The 17613-nt window shown below is 59.2% G+C and carries 15 protein-coding genes and 3 pseudogenes; 10 read left to right on the plus strand and 8 right to left on the minus strand.

Annotation, left to right across the window (positions count from 1 at the left end; genetic code table 11):
• The first annotated feature begins 77 nt into the window (after positions 1 to 77).
• A pseudogene (gene tnpB, locus MTR72_RS40370) lies at positions 78 to 298 on the plus strand (IS66 family insertion sequence element accessory protein TnpB).
• On the opposite strand, the gene MTR72_RS15550 reads toward tnpB (MTR72_RS40370), so the two are convergent.
• A complete protein-coding gene (locus tag MTR72_RS15550; RefSeq protein ID WP_341510512.1) occupies positions 286 to 2373 on the minus strand; it encodes a recombinase family protein in 2088 nt (695 codons plus the stop codon). The pseudogene tnpB (MTR72_RS40370) and the gene MTR72_RS15550 overlap by 13 nt on opposite strands.
• A complete protein-coding gene (locus tag MTR72_RS15555) occupies positions 2370 to 2855 on the minus strand; it encodes a hypothetical protein (RefSeq protein WP_341510513.1) in 486 nt (161 codons plus the stop codon). The genes MTR72_RS15550 and MTR72_RS15555 overlap by 4 nt, the downstream gene beginning before the upstream one ends.
• A 71-nt stretch (positions 2856 to 2926) precedes the next feature.
• Here MTR72_RS15555 and tnpC point away from each other — a divergent pair.
• Positions 2927 to 4510: pseudogene (gene tnpC / locus MTR72_RS15560) on the plus strand (IS66 family transposase).
• Here the strand turns inward: tnpC and MTR72_RS15565 are convergent.
• The 3 genes from MTR72_RS15565 to MTR72_RS15580 all read right to left on the minus strand — a co-directional run bounded on the left by MTR72_RS15565 (position 4511) and on the right by MTR72_RS15580 (position 8102).
• Positions 4511 to 4948, minus strand: coding sequence for a hypothetical protein (locus MTR72_RS15565; protein ID WP_341510514.1), 438 nt, complete (start codon positions 4946 to 4948; stop codon positions 4511 to 4513).
• Between the two features lie 888 nt (positions 4949 to 5836).
• Positions 5837 to 6970 carry an alpha-hydroxy acid oxidase gene (locus MTR72_RS15575; protein WP_341510515.1) on the minus strand — a complete coding sequence of 378 codons (1134 nt, stop codon included), beginning with the start codon at positions 6968 to 6970 and terminating at the stop codon, positions 5837 to 5839.
• Between the two features lie 208 nt (positions 6971 to 7178).
• Positions 7179 to 8102, minus strand: a complete 924-nt coding sequence (locus tag MTR72_RS15580) for a TauD/TfdA dioxygenase family protein (RefSeq protein ID WP_341510516.1) — start codon at positions 8100 to 8102, stop codon at positions 7179 to 7181.
• A gap of 1028 nt (positions 8103 to 9130) precedes the next feature.
• Between MTR72_RS15580 and MTR72_RS15585 the strand changes: the two genes are divergently transcribed.
• Positions 9131 to 10033 carry a 3-keto-5-aminohexanoate cleavage protein gene (locus MTR72_RS15585; protein ID WP_445819592.1) on the plus strand — a complete coding sequence of 301 codons (903 nt, stop codon included), beginning with the start codon at positions 9131 to 9133 and terminating at the stop codon, positions 10031 to 10033.
• A gap of 14 nt (positions 10034 to 10047) precedes the next feature.
• Positions 10048 to 11112 (plus strand): 3-hydroxyacyl-CoA dehydrogenase NAD-binding domain-containing protein, encoded by a 1065-nt coding sequence (locus tag MTR72_RS15590; protein ID WP_341510637.1) that lies wholly within the window; start codon positions 10048 to 10050, stop codon positions 11110 to 11112.
• A 243-nt stretch (positions 11113 to 11355) separates the two neighbouring features.
• Here the strand turns inward: MTR72_RS15590 and MTR72_RS15595 are convergent, their stop codons facing one another.
• On the minus strand, positions 11356 to 11673 hold the full coding sequence (locus MTR72_RS15595) for a hypothetical protein (RefSeq protein ID WP_341510517.1): 318 nt from the start codon (positions 11671 to 11673) through the stop codon (positions 11356 to 11358).
• 844 nt (positions 11674 to 12517) lie between these two features.
• Between MTR72_RS15595 and MTR72_RS40375 the strand changes: the two are divergent.
• Positions 12518 to 12709 (plus strand): annotated as a pseudogene (locus MTR72_RS40375) (IS3 family transposase); the annotation flags it as partial.
• 353 nt (positions 12710 to 13062) lie between these two features.
• Here the strand turns inward: MTR72_RS40375 and MTR72_RS15600 are convergent.
• Entirely contained in the window at positions 13063 to 14703 is a 1641-nt protein-coding gene (locus MTR72_RS15600) for a class I adenylate-forming enzyme family protein (protein WP_341510518.1), read from the minus strand.
• A gap of 920 nt (positions 14704 to 15623) precedes the next feature.
• Positions 15624 to 15878 carry a transposase domain-containing protein gene (locus tag MTR72_RS15605; RefSeq protein ID WP_445819593.1) on the minus strand — a complete coding sequence of 85 codons (255 nt, stop codon included), beginning with the start codon at positions 15876 to 15878 and terminating at the stop codon, positions 15624 to 15626.
• Positions 15879 to 16234: 356 nt separating this feature from the next.
• Here MTR72_RS15605 and MTR72_RS15610 point away from each other — a divergent pair, with 356 nt between their 5' ends.
• From MTR72_RS15610 to MTR72_RS40390, 5 genes are all read left to right on the plus strand, one after another.
• On the plus strand, positions 16235 to 16324 hold the full coding sequence (locus tag MTR72_RS15610; protein WP_341510638.1) for a transposase: 90 nt from the start codon (positions 16235 to 16237) through the stop codon (positions 16322 to 16324).
• 98 nt (positions 16325 to 16422) lie between these two features.
• Positions 16423 to 16548 carry a hypothetical protein gene (locus MTR72_RS15615; RefSeq protein WP_341510520.1) on the plus strand — a complete coding sequence of 42 codons (126 nt, stop codon included), beginning with the start codon at positions 16423 to 16425 and terminating at the stop codon, positions 16546 to 16548.
• Positions 16549 to 16575: 27 nt separating this feature from the next.
• A complete protein-coding gene (gene tnpB, locus MTR72_RS40380) occupies positions 16576 to 16878 on the plus strand; it encodes an IS66 family insertion sequence element accessory protein TnpB (RefSeq protein WP_445819594.1) in 303 nt (100 codons plus the stop codon).
• Between the two features lie 80 nt (positions 16879 to 16958).
• The gene (locus tag MTR72_RS40385; protein WP_445819585.1) at positions 16959 to 17315 is read left to right on the plus strand and encodes a transposase domain-containing protein; all 357 of its coding nucleotides are present in this window, start codon (positions 16959 to 16961) and stop codon (positions 17313 to 17315) included.
• A 49-nt stretch (positions 17316 to 17364) separates the two neighbouring features.
• Positions 17365 to 17580, plus strand: coding sequence for an IS66 family transposase (locus MTR72_RS40390; protein WP_445819595.1), 216 nt, complete (start codon positions 17365 to 17367; stop codon positions 17578 to 17580).
• Positions 17581 to 17613 lie beyond the last annotated feature (33 nt).

The following is a 17613-nucleotide window of genomic DNA, read 5'->3' on the forward strand; positions in this document are numbered from 1 at the left end:
TCGGGCTGCGACCCGGGTTGTCGATCTGGATCGCGACGCAGCCGGTCGATTTCCGTCGCGGCATGGACTCGCTGGCGATGCTGGTGAGCGAGGCGTTTGGAGCCGATCCGTTCGACGGCGGACTTTACATCTTCCGCTCCAAGCGCCGAGATCGCTGAAGATCCTGACCTGGGACGGAAGCGGCCTTGTCCTTTACTACAAGAGAATCGAGGGGCAGTTCACCTGGCCGCCGATCAAGGAAGGCGTCATGCCGCTATCTCATGCTCAGCTCTCGGTGCTGCTCGATTACGCATGTTGATGCCCCTCCTCGTGAGGCTCAGTGATTCTGAGATCGAGATGATCGAGCTCATGATTGCGTAGTTTTCGAACAGCCTCAATCACGCGCGACGTGTTGGAGAACAGATGTGCGCCGGAAGGATGACGATCGATCAAAAGGCGCTCTTGCCTGATCTGAACGTACAGCCAGTTCACGGGAATGTTCAATACGCCGGCAAGTTGCTGTGCGCTGAGCAAGTCGGTTGAATGCCGCCATCGTGTACGTTGCTCGGTAAGCCCCTTAAGGCCGGCGTGCAAGCGAATGCGCTGGACGGTGATCGGCAACACCTTGTCCGGGCAATTTGGTGACCGGTGTCCTTCGCTCGTCAACATGGCAGCGATCTCGTCGTCGTGCATCTTGGCGCGGGCGAGCTCAAGCACGCGTTCTCGCATCTCCGCGCCTTGGGTAAGATCCGCTACTGAGTTGACGCGCATCTTTACCTCGATGTCGGTGACGGCTCCGCCGCGCCAGACGATCCTCATCCTGACGACGTCGTGCTCGCGGTCGAGGATCACCTTGTCAATGAGACAGCGCAGCAGCGCCTTGCGTTTCGCGTCGGTCGTGCTCGGGTCCGTCCAGATCTCAGGCAGACGGCCGGAGAGGCGGACGACTTTGTCGTTCAGCGCCTTGTTGCCGATGGTGATCTGAGCGATAGCCTGGGGAGACTTCAAACGGGCCAGGGCCTCCTCTGCGACTCGGACCTCCTTCAGTGCCACCTCCCAACGGCGCTCGAGCTCGGCGGCGACAAGTCGGTTGTCAGGATCGACGCGGTTGAACTGACGTTCGGCGAGCGCTGCTTCGTATTGCCGGCGTTCGAGCTGCTGCTCGGCACCGCTCTGCATTGCTTTGTACGCCTGTTGCTGAGCGCGACGAGCGCACGACAATGCGTCGATCTCGGCCGGCGCCAGCGCTGTGAGGAACGCTTGCGCCACGGCGGCGTCAACGCGGCGAGCACGGATGTATTGGCACGCCGGCAGTCCCTGATGCGAACGCAGGTGATTGCAGACGTACTCGGCTCCCCCCTTGTAGCGAGCGTACATCTTGTGACCGCATCTTCCACACCATGCGATGCCTTGCAGCAGTAGTTCGCCCTCACGTGGAGCCCCTCTGGTCTTGTTGCGCATGTATTCTGCTCGGTTGTCGCTGATAATGTCCCTGATCTTCTCGTAGCTTTGCCAAGCGATATAGGCCGGATAGCGGTCCTTGACGATGATCCGCCACTGCTCGATCGGCTTCGGCGCCTTCGTCGGCGATCTTCCGTCCAAGGGTTTGCGCAGTCTTGTCCGACCGTAGACGAACGCGCCTGCATAGGCAGGATTCTTCAGAATCGCCGCGACCGCGGATGTCGTCGCCCGCGCCCAATGTAGGTCCCCGTGGCGATTGCGGCGCGGCAGCTCCAGACCGCGGTGGTTGAACTCACGCATGACCTTGGCAACGGTACGCAGTTTCAGGATGGTCTCGAACAGCAGCTCAAGCCGTTCCTGCACCTCCAGGTTCGGGTCCTTGACGACGACGCCAGAGGGATCGCGGACAAGGCCGATCGGCAAAGTGAGCGCAAGCTCGCCGCGCTCCGCCTTAGCGAGAAGACCAGCCGTCAATCGACTACGTATCGTATGGAGCTCAAGCTCCGATATCGTCCCTTTTAAGCCGAGCAGCAGTCGGCCATTCGCGCTGCCCGGGTCATAGACGCCATCACGGTCGGCAATGAGGCAGCCGTGCAGCCCGCAGATATCGAGCAGCGGATACCAATCCGAGCAGTTGCGGGCGAGACGCGTCACGTCGATCGACAGGATCAGACCAACCTCGTTAAGCCCAACACGTCCGACCAACTCTTTAAAGCCGCTGCGCTGAGCCGCCGACGCCCCACTGATGCCGAGATCAGCGTCGATGACGTCGATGCCAGCTTCGGGCCAGCCGAGCTCGATGGCGCGTTGGCGAAGCGCGTATTGCAATCGCAGGCTCTCCTGGTTGGTCACAACCTGATGGGTCGTCGACTGCCGGATGTACACGACCGCGCGTCGCGCCAGGTGTATCGGCTTGACCAGCTCGGATTTCATGACTTGCCTCCGCCAGCACTGCGGCGACGTCGTTGACGATTTGGCGCTGCAGTGCCGTTGGCAGCGTGGCCCAAAGCTCTTTCGGATCGATCGGCATCGTGTTCGAGCTGCTCAACCAGGGAGGTCAGATCGTGTAGTGCCTCGACGCTCAGCTTCGTTCGATTCTCCCTCGACATCTGCGGCTCGGTCGCCGCGACCGGAATCAAAAGGCTGGCACCGTCTCGATATTCGACCTCGTACGAAAGCGGGAAGCCCCCGCCACGATGAACCGAGCGGCGAATGACGCGGAACGTGCGGCCGAACAGCGGATGCGTCGGTTCGCACACTGTAACTTCGATGGCAGGTGATTCGTCAGACTCTCCAGAGGGGATATTTCGATGTGCCCTCGCTCGATGGCTCAGACTGGAAGCGTGTGCCGATGCGGGTTGTGGATCAGCCAGCACGAGCTGGTTGATCCGTATCAAGAGTAGTTCGTCACTCATGCGGAGTTGTTGTAGAATCACTCTGCATGAGTGATTTGCCTTTTGATCCAGCATTGCTCCGACAAGCCGTGATGGCGCTGTCGTCACGGCTTGCGGCGTTGTCGGCGGAATGCGGCACGCTGGCGGCCGAGCGTGATGCGGCGATTGCCCAACGCGACGCTGCGGTCCAGGAGAACGACAAGCTCCAGATAATCCTGTCCCAGTACAAGCGCACGATCTTCGGTCCCCGCTCTGAGACACTGGATCCCCGACAGCTGCCTCTCTTCGCCATCACGGCGCAGGCGGCTGGTGCCGCCGCCAACGACGACGTTACCGGAGGCGGGCTGCCTGACGGAGCGGAGGGCCGTGGAAAGCGACCGGCGCGACGCAACCGGGGGAAGCTTCCGGAGTATTTGCCGCGCATCGACGTCGTGATCGATATCGAGAGCCACATCTGCCCTTGCTGCGGCGAGCGGCTGCACAAAATCGGGGAGACCGTCAAGGAAGCCTTCGACGTCATTCCGATGCAGTACCGGATCAAGCGCATAGTGCGTCCGCGGTACGGCTGCCGGGGATGCCGCCAGGGTGTGCTGCAGGCCCCCGCGCCGGCCCAGGCGATCGACGGCGGGATGGTGACGGAAGCCTTGCTGGCCCACATCGCGGTGATGAAATACGGCTACCAGCTGCCGCTGTATCGGCAGGAACAGATGTTCGCTGCGCAAGGCATCACGCTCGACCGGCAGACGCTGGCCTCGTGGATGGGGCGCGCCGCCTGGTGACTGAAGCCGCTTCACACGCTGTTGCGCGACACAGTGATGTCCTACCCGCGGCTGTTTGCCGACGAGACGCCGCTGCCGGTTCTCGATCCCGGCCGTGGCCGGACCAAAGTCTGCCAGTTCTGGGCGATCGCCACCGATGACCGTCCGTGGGGTGGCCCGGCGCCGCCGGCGGTGGTCTACATGTTTGCCGAGGATCGCAAGGCGATCCGCGCCAAGCAGCTGTTCGGGGACTACCACGGCATCCTGCAGGTCGACGGCTATGCCGCCTACAAGGGCCTGATCAAGAACGGCGGCCATCTGGTGCAGCTGGCGTTCTGCTTCGCGCATGCGCGGCGGAAGTTCTGGGACGTTCACGTCGCGACCAAGTCGCCGATTGCCGCGGAAGCGCTGCAACGGATCGCGATGTTCTACGCCATTGAGGATCGCATCCGCGGGCTGCCGGCGGCGCATCGGGCTGCGGTGCGGCAAACCGACACCAGGCCGTTGATCGAGGACTTCAAACCCTGGCTTGAGGCGCGGCTGCTGGAAGTCTCGAAGAAGTCCGGTCTGGGCAAAGCCATCCGCTACACCCTCAACCATTGGGACGGCCTGACGCGCTTCATCGACGACGGACGCATTGAAATAGACAGCAATACGGTTGAGCGCAGCATCAAGCCGATAGGCCTGGGAAAGAAGAACTACTTGTTCGCCGGCAGCGAAGGCGGCGCCGAGACATGGGCCATTCTCGCCTCGCTCATCAACTCGGCAAAGCTGCAAGACATCGACCCGCGGCACTATCTGACCGATGTTCTCGAGCGCATCGTCTCTGGACGTACCAAGATCAATCAGTTGCACATGCTGCTGCCGTGGCATTGGAAGGCCGAGCGCGACAGTTCGCCGGCAAAGCTCGCCGCCTGATCAGTTCGACGGCAGGGCATCTGGAACTTCCTGCGCATCGCTGGTGTCATCATAGATCTCCTCGCGGATCACGCGCAGCGTCACCTCGTGCAGATAGACTTGCAGCGCCCTCTCCAGCTCGGTGAACTCCGGCAGCAGCACTTTGTCGACGAAGCCTCCTGACGCGCGGATCATCACCGTGTTGCGTCGCTGGCGGTGATAACGAAACGGCCGCAGCCCGCAGCGACGGCAAAGCCCCAAGAACAGGTGCCGCGACCATTGGTCGGGAAGTGAGAATTGCTGTTCGATCGGTGGATCGTGGCGAGCGAGCTCCTCGACCCGGGCACGCACCCGCCGCAGCGCGGCTTCCGCCGCAAGGCGCTCACCAGCAGTTCCCGCACCCACGAACAACGCCTCGATCTTCCGAAGCTTCTCGCGCAGCTGCGACTCACTGGTCATTCTGATCCCCGTTGCCCGCTCCGAACCGAGATCACCCCATCACCGCGTGCCTGCGGCGTCAATCATCCCGACCGCGCTATCCAGAGCATTCCGCGCCAGTCAAGGCCCGGCACGGTGAGCTTCCCGTGACGCTCACGAACAACGAGCGGGGCAAGGCGTCATACCGACAAGGCACAAGGGCAGCCAGTCCTAGTGTTCACCGAGATGGCTCGCGAACCAGGAAATGGTGATGACATGATAGTTGTTGACATGCGTGGTCATGCCGCTGTCTGCCAGTTCGGCGTCGAGGCGGGTGTCGAATTCCAAGGCAACAGCTCGTCCAGCCGATGAGAGGGATAGGCGGCAATGCGGTGGGGACATCGTGCCAGCCAGGCCTGTGGTTCACCCCCTTCATCTTTGCGGTTATGCCGATAGCCGAACTATGCCATTGTTTCGCTGACCGCCGTGACCTTTCGGGCAACATTGTCCAACGTCACCTCGCGTTTCGCTTACGGCGTTTTAGGGCGCGATTGCCCCTCGTACGCTCGTTTGTCGGAGTGACCCGCCGAACATCCTCTGCGGATTTGATCGCGGCCGGAGGCAACAACCGAGAAAATCAAACCATTGTCTCGTTTTGCCCTGCGTCAGTCGTCCTTGGAGTCATCTTCTTAGGACGCAATGCTAGGCACCACTCCTCCGGCGTCCTCGGTGCGCGCCGCGATTGTCCCAAACGTGGTGAGCATCCTGATTTTCGAAAGATCTTGCGATCACAATTTTGCGCCCTTCAGTTAGCACGTCACACCTGTCTAGGGGGAGCTAAATGCAATGCGGACGTTTCTCTGTTTGTCGTGCGTGAAGCCAATCATGCCAAACGCAGAGTACCGGTTATAAGAGATGTTGCACATATTCCTACATTAGGTAATGCTTGCCGAGATCTGCGATCCTAGTAGCGCCGATCTGAGCCATGCTGATGTCGATTTCGCGACGGAAGATTGCCAGTGCCTTTGCAGCTCCAGCTATTCCGCCCACGGTGACGCCGTATAGCGTCGGGCGGCCCTGGAAAACGAATTTAGCGCCCATGCAGATCGCGAGCAGGACATGGAGACCACGACGAACACCGCCATCGAGCATCACGGTCATCCTGTCACCCACCGCCTCGTGGATCGTAGGCAGAACTTCCAGCGGCGATGGCGCATTATCGAGCTGCCGCCCCCCGTGATTTGAGACGATGACGCCGTCTACGCCAATCGAACCGGCGCGAACGGCATCAGCGGGATGCATAATTCCTTTCAGCACGAGGTTGCCCTCCCATAGCTGGCGATAACGTTCGACGTTGTTCCAGGTTAGCGGCGCGCCGAACTGAGACATTACAAACTCGGCAACCATTCTGGCGCTAGCGCTAGGACCGGCATAGCGCGTCCAATTTCCAAAATAGGGGGCGTCGTTCCGCAACCACTGCATCATCCAAAGTGGATGCCGCAAGGCTTCAACCTTCGCCTTCCAGCTTGGCCTCATCGCAGGGCCCCAGCCGTTCCGGATGCAGCGCTCGCGGTTGGAAGCTTCAGGCACGTCCACGGTCAAAACCAGAGTCTTCAGCCCGGCGTTTCTCACCCGTTTAATCATGTCCTCTGAAATCAACGGATCAATAGCCGGGTAGAGTTGATACCAGCCATGGTCAGGTGCCAGCTGGCCGAGATCTTCGAGTGAGCTTGAGCTGACGCCCGACATAATAAAAGGCACATTCGCGTCACGTGACGCCTGAGCCAACATCAGATCGGCACCGCGGCGAAACATGTCCGCCGATCCAGTTGGTGCTATCCCGAGAGGACTCGAAAAAGTGCAGCCGAACAGATTGGTCGATTGATCGCGAACGCTGACATCGATGAGGTAACGCGGGACAATGCGAGCTTGGCGGAACGCCTGTTCGTTGGCGGCCAGCCCGATCTCGTCATCCGTGCCGCCCTCGATGAAGTCATAGCAAATCGTTGGCAGGCGCCTTTTTGCGAGTCTTCGGAGATCGTCGACATTAATCACCTTTTTCATCGTTCACCTTACAGAGGACGAGCACATCGGCTTCAGGGCCGCAAACCTCACGAATATGAACTCTGGAGGAGGATGTTGCTTGTCACCGCCGCTCCAAGGCAGCGACCCGTGGCTGCCTAGCCGCGCGTCGCCACGGGACTCAAATCACATGAATTGATCGGCAATCTTGTAGCTTGAGCACTTCCTATTATACGGACTTTCGCTTGTACTACATTGGTCCCGAACGCTGTTGTTTGGTCGCCTTGATGCGCATTGCGCTACATCGGTGGTCAACGCTCACGGGCACTTCGCCATGTATGGTCGCGCGACGAACGACACGATGCTGGTCCCCATAGTCATTAACCGCATAGTGTTGCGTGGCACGATTGTCCCAGATCGCGATGTCGTTCTCCTTCCAATTCCAGCGCACGGTGTTTTCGGGAGCTGTGATATACGATTGGAAGAGGTCCAACAGCTTCTCGCCGTCGTATTTTGGGATGCCGACAAACCGCTGCACGTAATAGCCCAACACAAGCGTGCGCTCGCGGGTCTCGGGGTGGATACGCACCACGGGATGCTCGGTCTCATAGATCGTTCTAGTGAAGACCTCTTCGATATATTTCTTGTCAGCCTCGCTAGCGCCGATCCTTAAGCCGTAGTCGTTGGTGTGAATAGCCCAGAGCTCGTCGGCTAGCCGTTGCAGCGGTGGTGGCAGTGCTAGATAAGCCGTGGCGGTGTTTGACCACACGGTGTCGCCCCCAAATGGTGGGACGACAACGGCTTGCAAGAGTGTAATCTTGGGATAAGCATCGACGAAGGTGCCGTCACTGTGCCACAGGTCAACCCTGCTAGCAGGTTGATTGGAATCAAGCTCGAGGATCGATACGGTTCGCTTGCTAGCACTGATCGTCGGATGTGGCGCAAGCTTTCCAAGACGAGAGGCAAAATGCTCTAGCTCGGACTCATCCAAATGACCTTGGTCGCGAAAAAAGATGACCTTTTGCTCGAGCACAGCGCTGTTGATCGCCGCAATCGTCTGGTTTGGTAGATCGCCGGACAACTTAACATTCCTAACCTCAGCGCCGATCCGTGCTGCGCGTTTGATCACGTCGTTGCGCGGTATCACATTGTACATCAAAGCCATCTCGCTCATCGCTCTATACTCCTAGATTTCAGCGACATTCTAACCGCGTCATTCAGCTTCGAAATCAGGGTCAACGCGGAGCTGCACACAGCAAGGCCCATTCAAAGACTCCCGCGTCGCGCTCTGCGCGTTCGCGATGCTGCTTCATGTAGCGACTTCCCCCAGCAACCTTCGTGCCAACCGTAAACATGCTTCTGTGAATTTTTTGAACGCCCGAATCATCCATAAACCGAGTACGCAGCCGGCGGTCTAATAATGCTGCTGGATTTTCCTGACACGGTGACCTCTCTCTTGATCTGAGGATAGTACCCGGTCCTCAGCGTACATTCGCGCTGCTCAGTGAGAACACACTAGCGCGTAAGAACAGGCGCGATCTTGTATTTTCCTCAGTAAACTCGCCGCGGCGCACGCGATGCTGGCAGATGCTCACGCACGATTGCAATTTGGAGGCGAGAAACGCTAACCGCAGCAGACTCTATCCGAGTGGATATTGCAATATGCCATCCGCGGTGGAGGGCCATTGACCGAGAATAGATCAGCTTGGCAATTGGACCTTTCTCCCCACGGCACGACGTTTCCATCTTCCTCACGGTCATATTGCTCTGACGGCACTATTCGTATTACGGCAGGGCTCAACTGCAGCTAGTGTGCGACACATCTGACAGGCCACCACAATGCCGGAGCTCCGGAGACGGAACCGCTTCGCCGAGATGTTCCCATCGCGAGCGTCACCTATAGTGTCCCGTTGACCACCGCGATGTCGAAATACAGACAATCTTGTTCAGGCAGTACACTGCCACCGGCAGGTGTTTCCCTGACAAGGCAACCCAACATCAGAATCATGCAAGTGGCACGACGATTGCTCGTATGAGAGACAATTCACAATGCCGAGACGGTCCAAATGAGAATCGTGCGATAGACGCCAATTAGGCACTGCTCTTATTTGCTCTGGGGTCCTCGCAAAACTGGAGTACATCGCGATGCAAAGCGTAATTGCTGCTCCGACGCAGCTTAGTAAATCAAACTTCCAGCGACAGGTGAATGTGGGGATGATCTCCGAGGTGTTTATCACCTGTGCGATCACAGGCGGCGGAAGTGCGGCTCGCAGCCCACATGTGCCGGTTACTCCGGAGCAGATTGCGAACTCGGCGATTGAGGTGACACGTATCGGAGCTGCGGTGGTGCACATTCACGTGCGTGATCCCGAGACTCAGCGGGGCTCTAGAAATCTAGCATTGTATCGAGAAGTGGTTCAGCGCATTCGCGCTTCGAATGTGAATCCCGTAATCAACTTGACAGCGGGGATGGGTGGCGACCTCCTGTTGGGCGGAGCCGAGTTTCCCCTGCCATTAGATCCAGAAACCGATATGGTAGGGGCGCATGAGCGGTTAGTTCACGTGGAGGAGCTACGCCCGGAGATCTGTACGCTGGATTGTGGATCGATGAATTTCGCCACCAGGGATGAGTACATCATGGCCAACACTCCCTCGATGTTACGCAGGATGGCCGCGCGCATCCAGGAGCTCGGAGTGCGTCCAGAGCTCGAAGTGTTCGATACCGGTCATCTGGTGATGGTGCATGATTTAATGGAAGAGGGACTGATTGATGATCCCCTCATGATACAACTGTGCATGGGAATTCGCTACGGAGCGCCGAACGATCTGGCCACGCTGATGGCGCTGGTCCACAGACTGCCTCCGCGCGCCGTCTACTCAGTGTTTTCTATCGGACGAACGCATCTTCCATATGTTGCGTTGGCACCGCTGGTGGGCGCGAACGTGCGCGTCGGATTGGAGGACAACCTGTATCTCTCTCGCGGAAGGTTAGCGACGAACGCAGAGCTTGTGGAGCGTGCGATACAGATTCTCGAGCGAATCGGTGTCCGGTTGATGACTCCGGATGAAGTCCGCGAGAAGCTCGCGCTTAAAGCTTTTGTCTGACAGGTTCAATCATGATGCATGAATTTTCACGAAATAGCTCTGCGACGCTACCGCGAACGGTCGGATTGTTGGGAGCTGGAGTGATCGGCAGCGGGTGGGCCGCAAGATTCGCCCTTAACGGGGTGGACGTACGGCTGTACAGCCCTTCGAGTGGTGCGGCCGAGCGCGTGAAGAAGACGCTGGTCAATGCGCGGCGGGCATATCAGCACCTAACGCGATTTCCGCTGCCAACTGCGGGAACCCTGACGTGGGTGAAAACGGTTGCGGAGGCGGTGCGCGGTGCAGAGCTTGTGCAGGAGTCCGCGCCGGAGCGCCTGGAGCTCAAACAGCAGCTGCTCGCAATGGCAGATCGGGCGGCGGCGCCTGGGACGCTGATCTGCTCCTCGACTTCAGGGCTGCGGCCGTCTTTGCTGGAGTTGAAAATGGAAAACCCTGAACGCCTGCTCGTCGCACATCCGTTCAACCCAGTGTACCTGCTGCCGCTGGTTGAACTGTGCGGCGGAGAGAGCACAACGGCCGAGATGCTGAATCGCGCGGCGGAGATCTACGAAAGCGTAGGAATGCACCCGCTTGTAGTGCGAAAAGAGGTGGATGGGCTCATCGCAAACCGGCTGCAAGAGGCGATGTGGCGCGAGGCGTTGTGGCTGGTGCACGACGATCTAGCTACTGTTCAGGAAGTTGACGACGCGATTAAGTACTCTTTCGGGTTGCGCCGCGCAATTATAGGTCCCTTCCGCGTCGGCGGGGGGGGAACAGAGATGCGCCAGTTCATGCAGAAATGGGGACCCCAACTCAAAGCGCCTTGGTCGAAGCTCGCCGACGGCCCCGAGCTTACCGATGCTTTTCTCGATAAACTCGCCAAGCAGACGGACGAACGCGCCGAGAGCTTCACCGCCACCGAGCTGGAAGAAAAGCGCGACGATTGCCTCGTCACCTTACTGCGCGGGTTGCGTTCACAGAACTATGGCGCGGGAGAAACGCTCGCGCGATGGGAAGAGGGGCTGCGCGACCGCGTTTCGCAGCTCACTAGATGTGAGCTTGCACGGGGTTGTCCATCGAATCAGGAACGAGGAAGCTGAAGTTATCGAATCTTTAGCCAACCCCGGTGTACCGACTTTCAATTACCCAGAAACTCTACTGCGACCATAGCGCGCGATGTTAGCGAGGCGTGACATCCCGCACCCCATAGCGGTAGTGCCAGGCTGCGGATCGCTGGCGCGGGCGAGATAACCTCCGAGCCGGCCGATCTTGATCAGGTAGTGCGAGAGCGTTTTCTGTCTGCTTTGGTTCGTCGTTGACAAAGGCGATCGAGTAGCCCGATTTCAGTCGCAGGTCAACGTGAGGCGCGGCGATGCGTCTGGGGCGGAACGGTACAGCATCCTCATCCAGAAGACTCTCCAACTCAGGATGCAAAAGAGCGAGACAGATTGGTCAGAAGCTGAGCGGTCCTGAACTTCGACTCCCACTTCGCAGCCGGATTTGAGTATCTTGTGGAACACCTCGATCTTCCATCTCAAAGCATAGCATTCCAGCTTCTCAATGGCGTCGGTGCGGGAACCAACAGGCAGGTCCGTGATCAGCTTCCAATCGATCTTCTTTCTGTTTTTTGGCGTCCCGCGCTCTTCGGCATGGATCACCATCAGGATCAGAGTGGGATAGCGCTTCTGCTTTCCGATCGGCGGCAGGCCGCGACTCTTGTGATACCTGATCCAAGAACGGCCTGGTCGGGATCGCCGTTGCCGTCTCTGACTTCGATGCGATGGAGCCCTTGACTGGCGGCCTCGTCCATTTTGTCGGCGATCGTGTGATCCCCATCTCCAGCCAAGCGGTTGCGCAGGTCCTGATCAGGAAATGAGTTCCGATCTCCTGTGCCGCGCAGAAGAGCTCCTAGATGTCACTCTCGCGATCACCGATATGGGTGCATCGTGCGGATTCCGCCTCGATGTCGCCCAGCATTCCGAGATGATCTCGCCCACCATCCCGGGATAAGGACGCCCGGGCGACGAGGCCTTCTGCTTCCCATAGGGTCAATCCTCGCGGCTTTGCGAAGGGGACCCTGGATGCCGACGGAGAGGCTTGCGATGCGCAGTGTGCGCGATGGGATCAGGATGAAGCCGGCTGGGCTGCCGAGCCTCGAGTTTGAGCGGCGGATGAGCGCGGCGCCCTCCACAGGCCGGTTGACCATCCGGCGGTTCGAGGCCGCAGGCCTGAGCTGACCGTTGCCCGACGAACTCACGGACGCGCCCCTGGAGGCCGCCTGTTCGCCAAGACCGGCAACGGCAACCGGCAGGGCCACCGCCGATCGCCGAGCCCGACTGGGCGGCGGTGCACCGCGAGCTCAAGCGCTAGCACGTGACGCTGTCGGCCCCGTAGGAGGATTACATTGCCGTCGAGCCCGGCGAATACCGGTACTCGCGCTTCTGTGAGCTCTACCGGGCCCAGGACGGTCGCCTGTCGGTGACGGTGCCCCAGTCACACGCGTCCGACGCCCGTGCCAAGCTTGCCACCAGGGTTGCCGACTGCAATATTCGGCGGCCTCACTCGTCGCTGAAATACCTCACCCCTGCGGCCTACGCCGCCCACCTCATCGCAACGGACGACCGGCTACGCAACCCCGACCAGCTCCGCCGATCGTCCGTTGCTCCACCCACGCCAATTGGCGTACAAAACCCCTAGACTCTAACCGCCGCTGGATGAAAGTTCGGTGGCAGGTCACATGATATCTCGAAGGCCCGCGCTGTCGATGACATTAGGGGGATAGCCATCTGCACCGCGATCACATCGCGTCGTGCCGGCGCGTGGTCAGACATCGCGATTCGCGCAGCGCAAGCTGATCGAGCAGCGTCGACTTACCGACATTCGGCTTGCTTACATCGCAACCACCAGGCCATTGTGCAGGCGTTCACCTTGTGCCTCGGAAAAATGACTTCGTATCAATTAAAAACAAGGCTGATCAATTCCATGCTAAAGTGCATTTTCTGCTTGAAGCAATGAACTGTAACCGCGCGGGTACCCGAACTGCGTCAGCATCAGCGCCAGCGCTTCTCCACAGCATCATAGGCGCCTGCAAGCGGGTCACTGACGGCCATCAATTCACGTTTAAGCACTTTATTGCTCGACGTGGTTCTAGGAAGCGCCGGAGTGAAGGCGATGTATCGCGGTACTTTGAATACCGCTAGGTGGGCCCGGGCATACTGAAGAATCTGCTCCACGGCTACATTGTCTGGCGCGACGCCATCCTTCAGTTGCACGCAAATCTTGACCTCTTCACTGCGCTCAGCGTCGTAAACGGGTACGGCTGCCACATCTACAATTTGGGGAATCTCGCGGAGGACCGCCTCCACCTCGCGGGCAGCAATGTTCTCGCCCGAACGGCGGATAGTATCCTTCGCCCGACCCACTAGCCAATAAAAGCCGAGCTCATCGCAACGCAACAGATCACCGGTGTTGAACCATTCGCCATCAAACAAGGCGGCATTTTCTTCTGGTCTATTCCAGTAGCCCTTTGAAATGCCGCGCCCTCTCACCCACAGCTGCCCGACGTCACCGACCGCGGTCGGGCTGCGATCCTCATTCATAAGTCGCAGCGTGCGGAAGGGAGCGCGAATTCCCACGGAACCCGACTCGGCCAGTTCGTCAAATTCGTCTGTCATTAACGTGCCGAAGCCGATTTCCGTCATTCCATAAGCATCCTGAGTGCGGGCCCGAAACCGGTTTCGGAACTTGCGTACTGTATCAGGATTCCAGCCCCAATTCAGGGTTTGCTTCAGACATGTCGCTCCATTTTCATCGCGGTCATCGACGACTTGGCGCCCTATCAGCTCGGGAAACTGACACCATTCGATGCGGTGCTGCTTGAGCCAACCAATAAACCGAGAAGAGCTAAGTTGCGGAGCTAGGTATAGCGTGCCGCCCTGCCGATAGGACCTCAGAAGATGTCCTTGTGGATCGCCATAGAAGAATGGCTGCGCAGCCAAGTACCTCCGGTAGGGCTGCGTATCCGAGCATGCTCCCTGATACGAGCTCACGCTCCAAGATTCGTGCGTCAACATACAGCCCTTCGGGAAGCCCGTTGTGCCTGAGGTATATTGAATGTTCAACAGGTCGTCGGGGCCGACATCCTCCTCCACGATAGAATCGTCGGCGTCCTTGAGCAATCGGTCGAGGGAAATGGGCGTCCTCTGGGAAGGCTGCCCAACGAGGACTACCCTGTCCTTGGCGAGGTTTTGCGGCCAATGCTCCATTTCCGCGAATAGGGACCACACCGATGCGTCGACAACGGCACACTTTGCCTGTGTGTCGCTGAGCACGTATTCAATTTCTCGCGGAGTGTAGCGCATGTTGATCGGGACAATCACGGCGCCGAGCTTAGCAAGCGCAAACCACAGTATCGGGAATTCAATGCAATTGGGCAGCATCACGCCGACGCGATCGCGCTTGCACACGCCAAACGCACGAAGTGCTTGCGCGTACTTGTTGGATAATAGGTCCATCTCCGAGTAAGTTGCGCGATCGCCGCGCTCAAAGACGTCGATTGCGATAATTGAGCCGTGCGTTCTCGCCCGCAACGAAACCAGACGTCCTATCGTGATGGCCTCGTATGCGGACTCCAGCACCTCGATTTTACGCACCGCTCTCGCAACGCGCTCTTGCAGCTGATCGTGTGTCAATGTTGTAGAATCCATATGAACGCCTTGGGCTTAGGAAAAAGCAAGCTGGGCCTCGCTTGACAGCTGCCAAGCAGGCGACCACAAGAGCCAGACCGAGTCTAAACCCTCCGCCTCCGCTTATGCAAGCAACAGAGACACAATGAGACGCCGGTCAGTAGCCGGATGATGTGCTTGCATTCCTTTGCGATCGATGTTGTTGCGATTGATCTTGCACGCACGAACGCTTGAAATGAGATACGCGAGTTCTGATTGGACCTGTTTGATGTTGACAAGGTTGTGTACTGTGCGCACGAAACCAGAATGGGTCATTAGCGGGTTCGCCTAAGCTCGCCATCCTACACCTTTCCCTTACTGTGCGATGAGTTCGCAATCTGACAGTACATCCGAGGCAAGCATCGAGAAACTACCTGCTCTGGTAAGTGTATGGGGTTGTCTACTCGGATATCCACTTTTCGACTAGCATCAATGGGATAGTGCGCCTTGGAGCAATGGCAGCGATTGGAGCGCAGCACACGATATAGGCCAACGCAGCGAGCTGGAAGCGGTAGCTGGTCCAGCCCAAAAATACCTCAACTCCTGCGGGCTGCGAATTGATCGGCGCGATTAGGGACGATCCCGAGTTGCCGACTTTACCGCGACGCATACCTTCGGCATCCGCAACCTAAATTGTCGCCTTATGAACATGCAGTCCCGAAACTGGCGTCGTTCAGCAGATCCGCTCCCGAGGCTTGAGGCTCGGCACCGGCGTATCGTGGACGTCGGTGAGAAGGCGAGCGGGTCGATTTCGTTGAGCTTGCAATTTTCGACCCGGGACGCGACGACGGCCCAATGTTCAGTACCGGCGTCGGATCCGGCAAACACTGGGTTCTTTTGGACACCACCTTGGCGACGGTTGCCTCCGTCGGCAGTCCGCCCTTCGATCAGGGAGCCTCGGTCTGGTGCAGGTCGCCCTTGCAGTAGGGGCAGGTCTTGGCGTCGAGGTCGCTCCGCCCGGCCTTCCGGAGCTGTCTCGTCTTGGCTGGCTTCCGTACAGGCGCAACCTGTTGGACGCCCTCGAGACCGAGCAGCATCTGCTCCTCGGGAAGGGCCTCTGCCTTCCGGCCAAAGCGATGACGCTGCAGCTCCTTGATGGCCTGGCGCAGCCGCTTGCTCTCGTGCGGCTGGGCAAGCAGCATCGCCTTCAGCGTCTCGGGATCATCAGGAAGGTTATCGCTCACAGGCAAATCAGAACATATTCGTGCCCGCCTGACGACTTGCTCGATTCCCTAGTTCACTTCGCCGCAGCGCGGCCCACTGCTCACGATCGTCTGAATTCAGTGCTCACGATCGCGCGAAATCAATGCTCAAGACCCGTGAAATCCGCAGATGACGGGGCGATCTGCGAGTCTGCGGTTCGGTTTCGACCGTTACGCTTAGAATGGACACAGTGCATACTGCTATCACGCAGCCGGTGCGGCGGCTTGAGGTCTTTACCGGAGCCGGTCGTCGGCGGAAGTGGAGCGACGAGGACAAGGGGCCTATCGTTGCGGAGATGGTGGCGAGTGGCGACTCGGTGTGTTCCGTGGTTCGACGGCATGGATTGTCGCCGCAGCGGCTGTTTGGCTGGCGGCGTCAGTTGTGAGAAGCCGCAGGCGGTCATTCCGAGGCGAACGAATTACAGTTTGTGCCGGCGGTGATGAACGCCGTGGTGCCTGCGGCAATTGCTCATCAGCAGCGCAAATGGTGCGCAAGCCGGACAGCGGAATGATTGAGATTGAAGTCGACGGCATGACGATCCGAGCCGGTCGTGGAGCGGATACGGCGATGATTGCGTCGATCGTCCAGGCGCTGAAGGCGAGCCGGTGATCGGTCCGTCAGGCGCGGTCCGGGGTGATGGTGGCGACCAAACCGGTAGACTTCCGCAAGGGCTTGAAGGGTCTTGCGACCTTGGTGCGCGAGAGCATGGTGCAGATCCGTTCTCGGGAGCTGTCTATGTGTTGCGGGCCAAGCGGGCGGACCGGATTAAGCTGGTGTTCGGATGGAACGGGCCTGTGCCTGGTCGCCAAGAGGCGCGAGGAAGGCGTCCTCCGCTGGCCGAAGATCGAGGACGGTGTAATGCGCCTGTCAGCCGCGCAAATTGTCTGGCGGCTTGTGCATGAGGCACGGGAGACGCCGCCGCCATCGCAGCCCGGATAGCTGTTGGCAGTGCTGCGGCGAAGTGAATCAGGAGCGCCGTCCGCCTCGCAAGATGGCGGCGAATATGCTCTGATTTGGGTGTGAGCGACCCGCTGCCTGACGATCTCGAGACGCTGAAAGCGATGCTGCTTGCCGAGCGGTGCGAGAGCGAACGGCTGCGTCAGATCATCAAGGAAATGCAGCGACACCGGTTTGGCCGGCGGGCGGAGACGCTACCCGAAGATCAGATGCTGCTGGGCCTCGAAGACGCCGAGCAAGTCGCCGCGTACGGCGAGAGGGCACAGAACGTTAGTGCACCTCAAGGCCGCGATGCGCGAGCTCGCAAGCGCCGCGGCAACCGTGGCGCGTTGCCGGCGCACCTGCCGCGGATCGAGGTCATCGTGGACATCGAGGACAAGACCTGTCCCTGCTGCCAAGGCGAGTTGCCGGATCGGTGAGGACAGAAGCGAGCGGCTGGACCTGATCCCGGCGCAGTTCCGGATTCTCGTGACCCAGCGCCCCAAATACGCCTGCCGGGCCTGCGAGGATGGAGTCATACAGGCGCCAGCCCCTGCTAGGCTGATCGAGGGCGGATTGCCGACCGAGGCCACCGTCGCCCAGGTGCTGGTCTCCAAATATGCCGATCACCTGCCGCTCTATCGGCAGACGCAGATTTACTCCCGCCAGGGCATTGAGCTCGATCGTTCGACGTTGGCGGATTGAGTGGGACAGGCCGCCTTCCACCTGCGTCCGTTG

Origin of the sequence: Bradyrhizobium sp. ISRA442, from assembly GCF_038085055.1 — a bacterium.
Taxonomy (GTDB): domain Bacteria; phylum Pseudomonadota; class Alphaproteobacteria; order Rhizobiales; family Xanthobacteraceae; genus Bradyrhizobium.

What these genes read in the sequence shown, in the direction of transcription:
- MTR72_RS15550 (WP_341510512.1), bottom strand. Translation starts at nt 2,373, where the DNA reads ATGAAATCCGAGCTGGTCAAGCCGATACACCTGGCGCGACGCGCGGTC.
- MTR72_RS15555 (WP_341510513.1), bottom strand. Translation starts at nt 2,855, where the DNA reads ATGAGTGACGAACTACTCTTGATACGGATCAACCAGCTCGTGCTGGCT.
- MTR72_RS15565 (WP_341510514.1), bottom strand. Translation starts at nt 4,948, where the DNA reads ATGACCAGTGAGTCGCAGCTGCGCGAGAAGCTTCGGAAGATCGAGGCG.
- MTR72_RS15575 (WP_341510515.1), bottom strand. Translation starts at nt 6,970, where the DNA reads ATGAAAAAGGTGATTAATGTCGACGATCTCCGAAGACTCGCAAAAAGG.
- MTR72_RS15580 (WP_341510516.1), bottom strand. Translation starts at nt 8,102, where the DNA reads ATGAGCGAGATGGCTTTGATGTACAATGTGATACCGCGCAACGACGTG.
- MTR72_RS15590 (WP_341510637.1), top strand. Translation starts at nt 10,048, where the DNA reads ATGCATGAATTTTCACGAAATAGCTCTGCGACGCTACCGCGAACGGTC.
- MTR72_RS15595 (WP_341510517.1), bottom strand. Translation starts at nt 11,673, where the DNA reads ATGGTGATCCATGCCGAAGAGCGCGGGACGCCAAAAAACAGAAAGAAG.
- MTR72_RS15605 (WP_445819593.1), bottom strand. Translation starts at nt 15,878, where the DNA reads ATGCTGCTTGCCCAGCCGCACGAGAGCAAGCGGCTGCGCCAGGCCATC.
- MTR72_RS15610 (WP_341510638.1), top strand. Translation starts at nt 16,235, where the DNA reads ATGGTGGCGAGTGGCGACTCGGTGTGTTCCGTGGTTCGACGGCATGGA.
- MTR72_RS15615 (WP_341510520.1), top strand. Translation starts at nt 16,423, where the DNA reads ATGGTGCGCAAGCCGGACAGCGGAATGATTGAGATTGAAGTCGACGGC.
- tnpB (WP_445819594.1), top strand. Translation starts at nt 16,576, where the DNA reads ATGGTGGCGACCAAACCGGTAGACTTCCGCAAGGGCTTGAAGGGTCTT.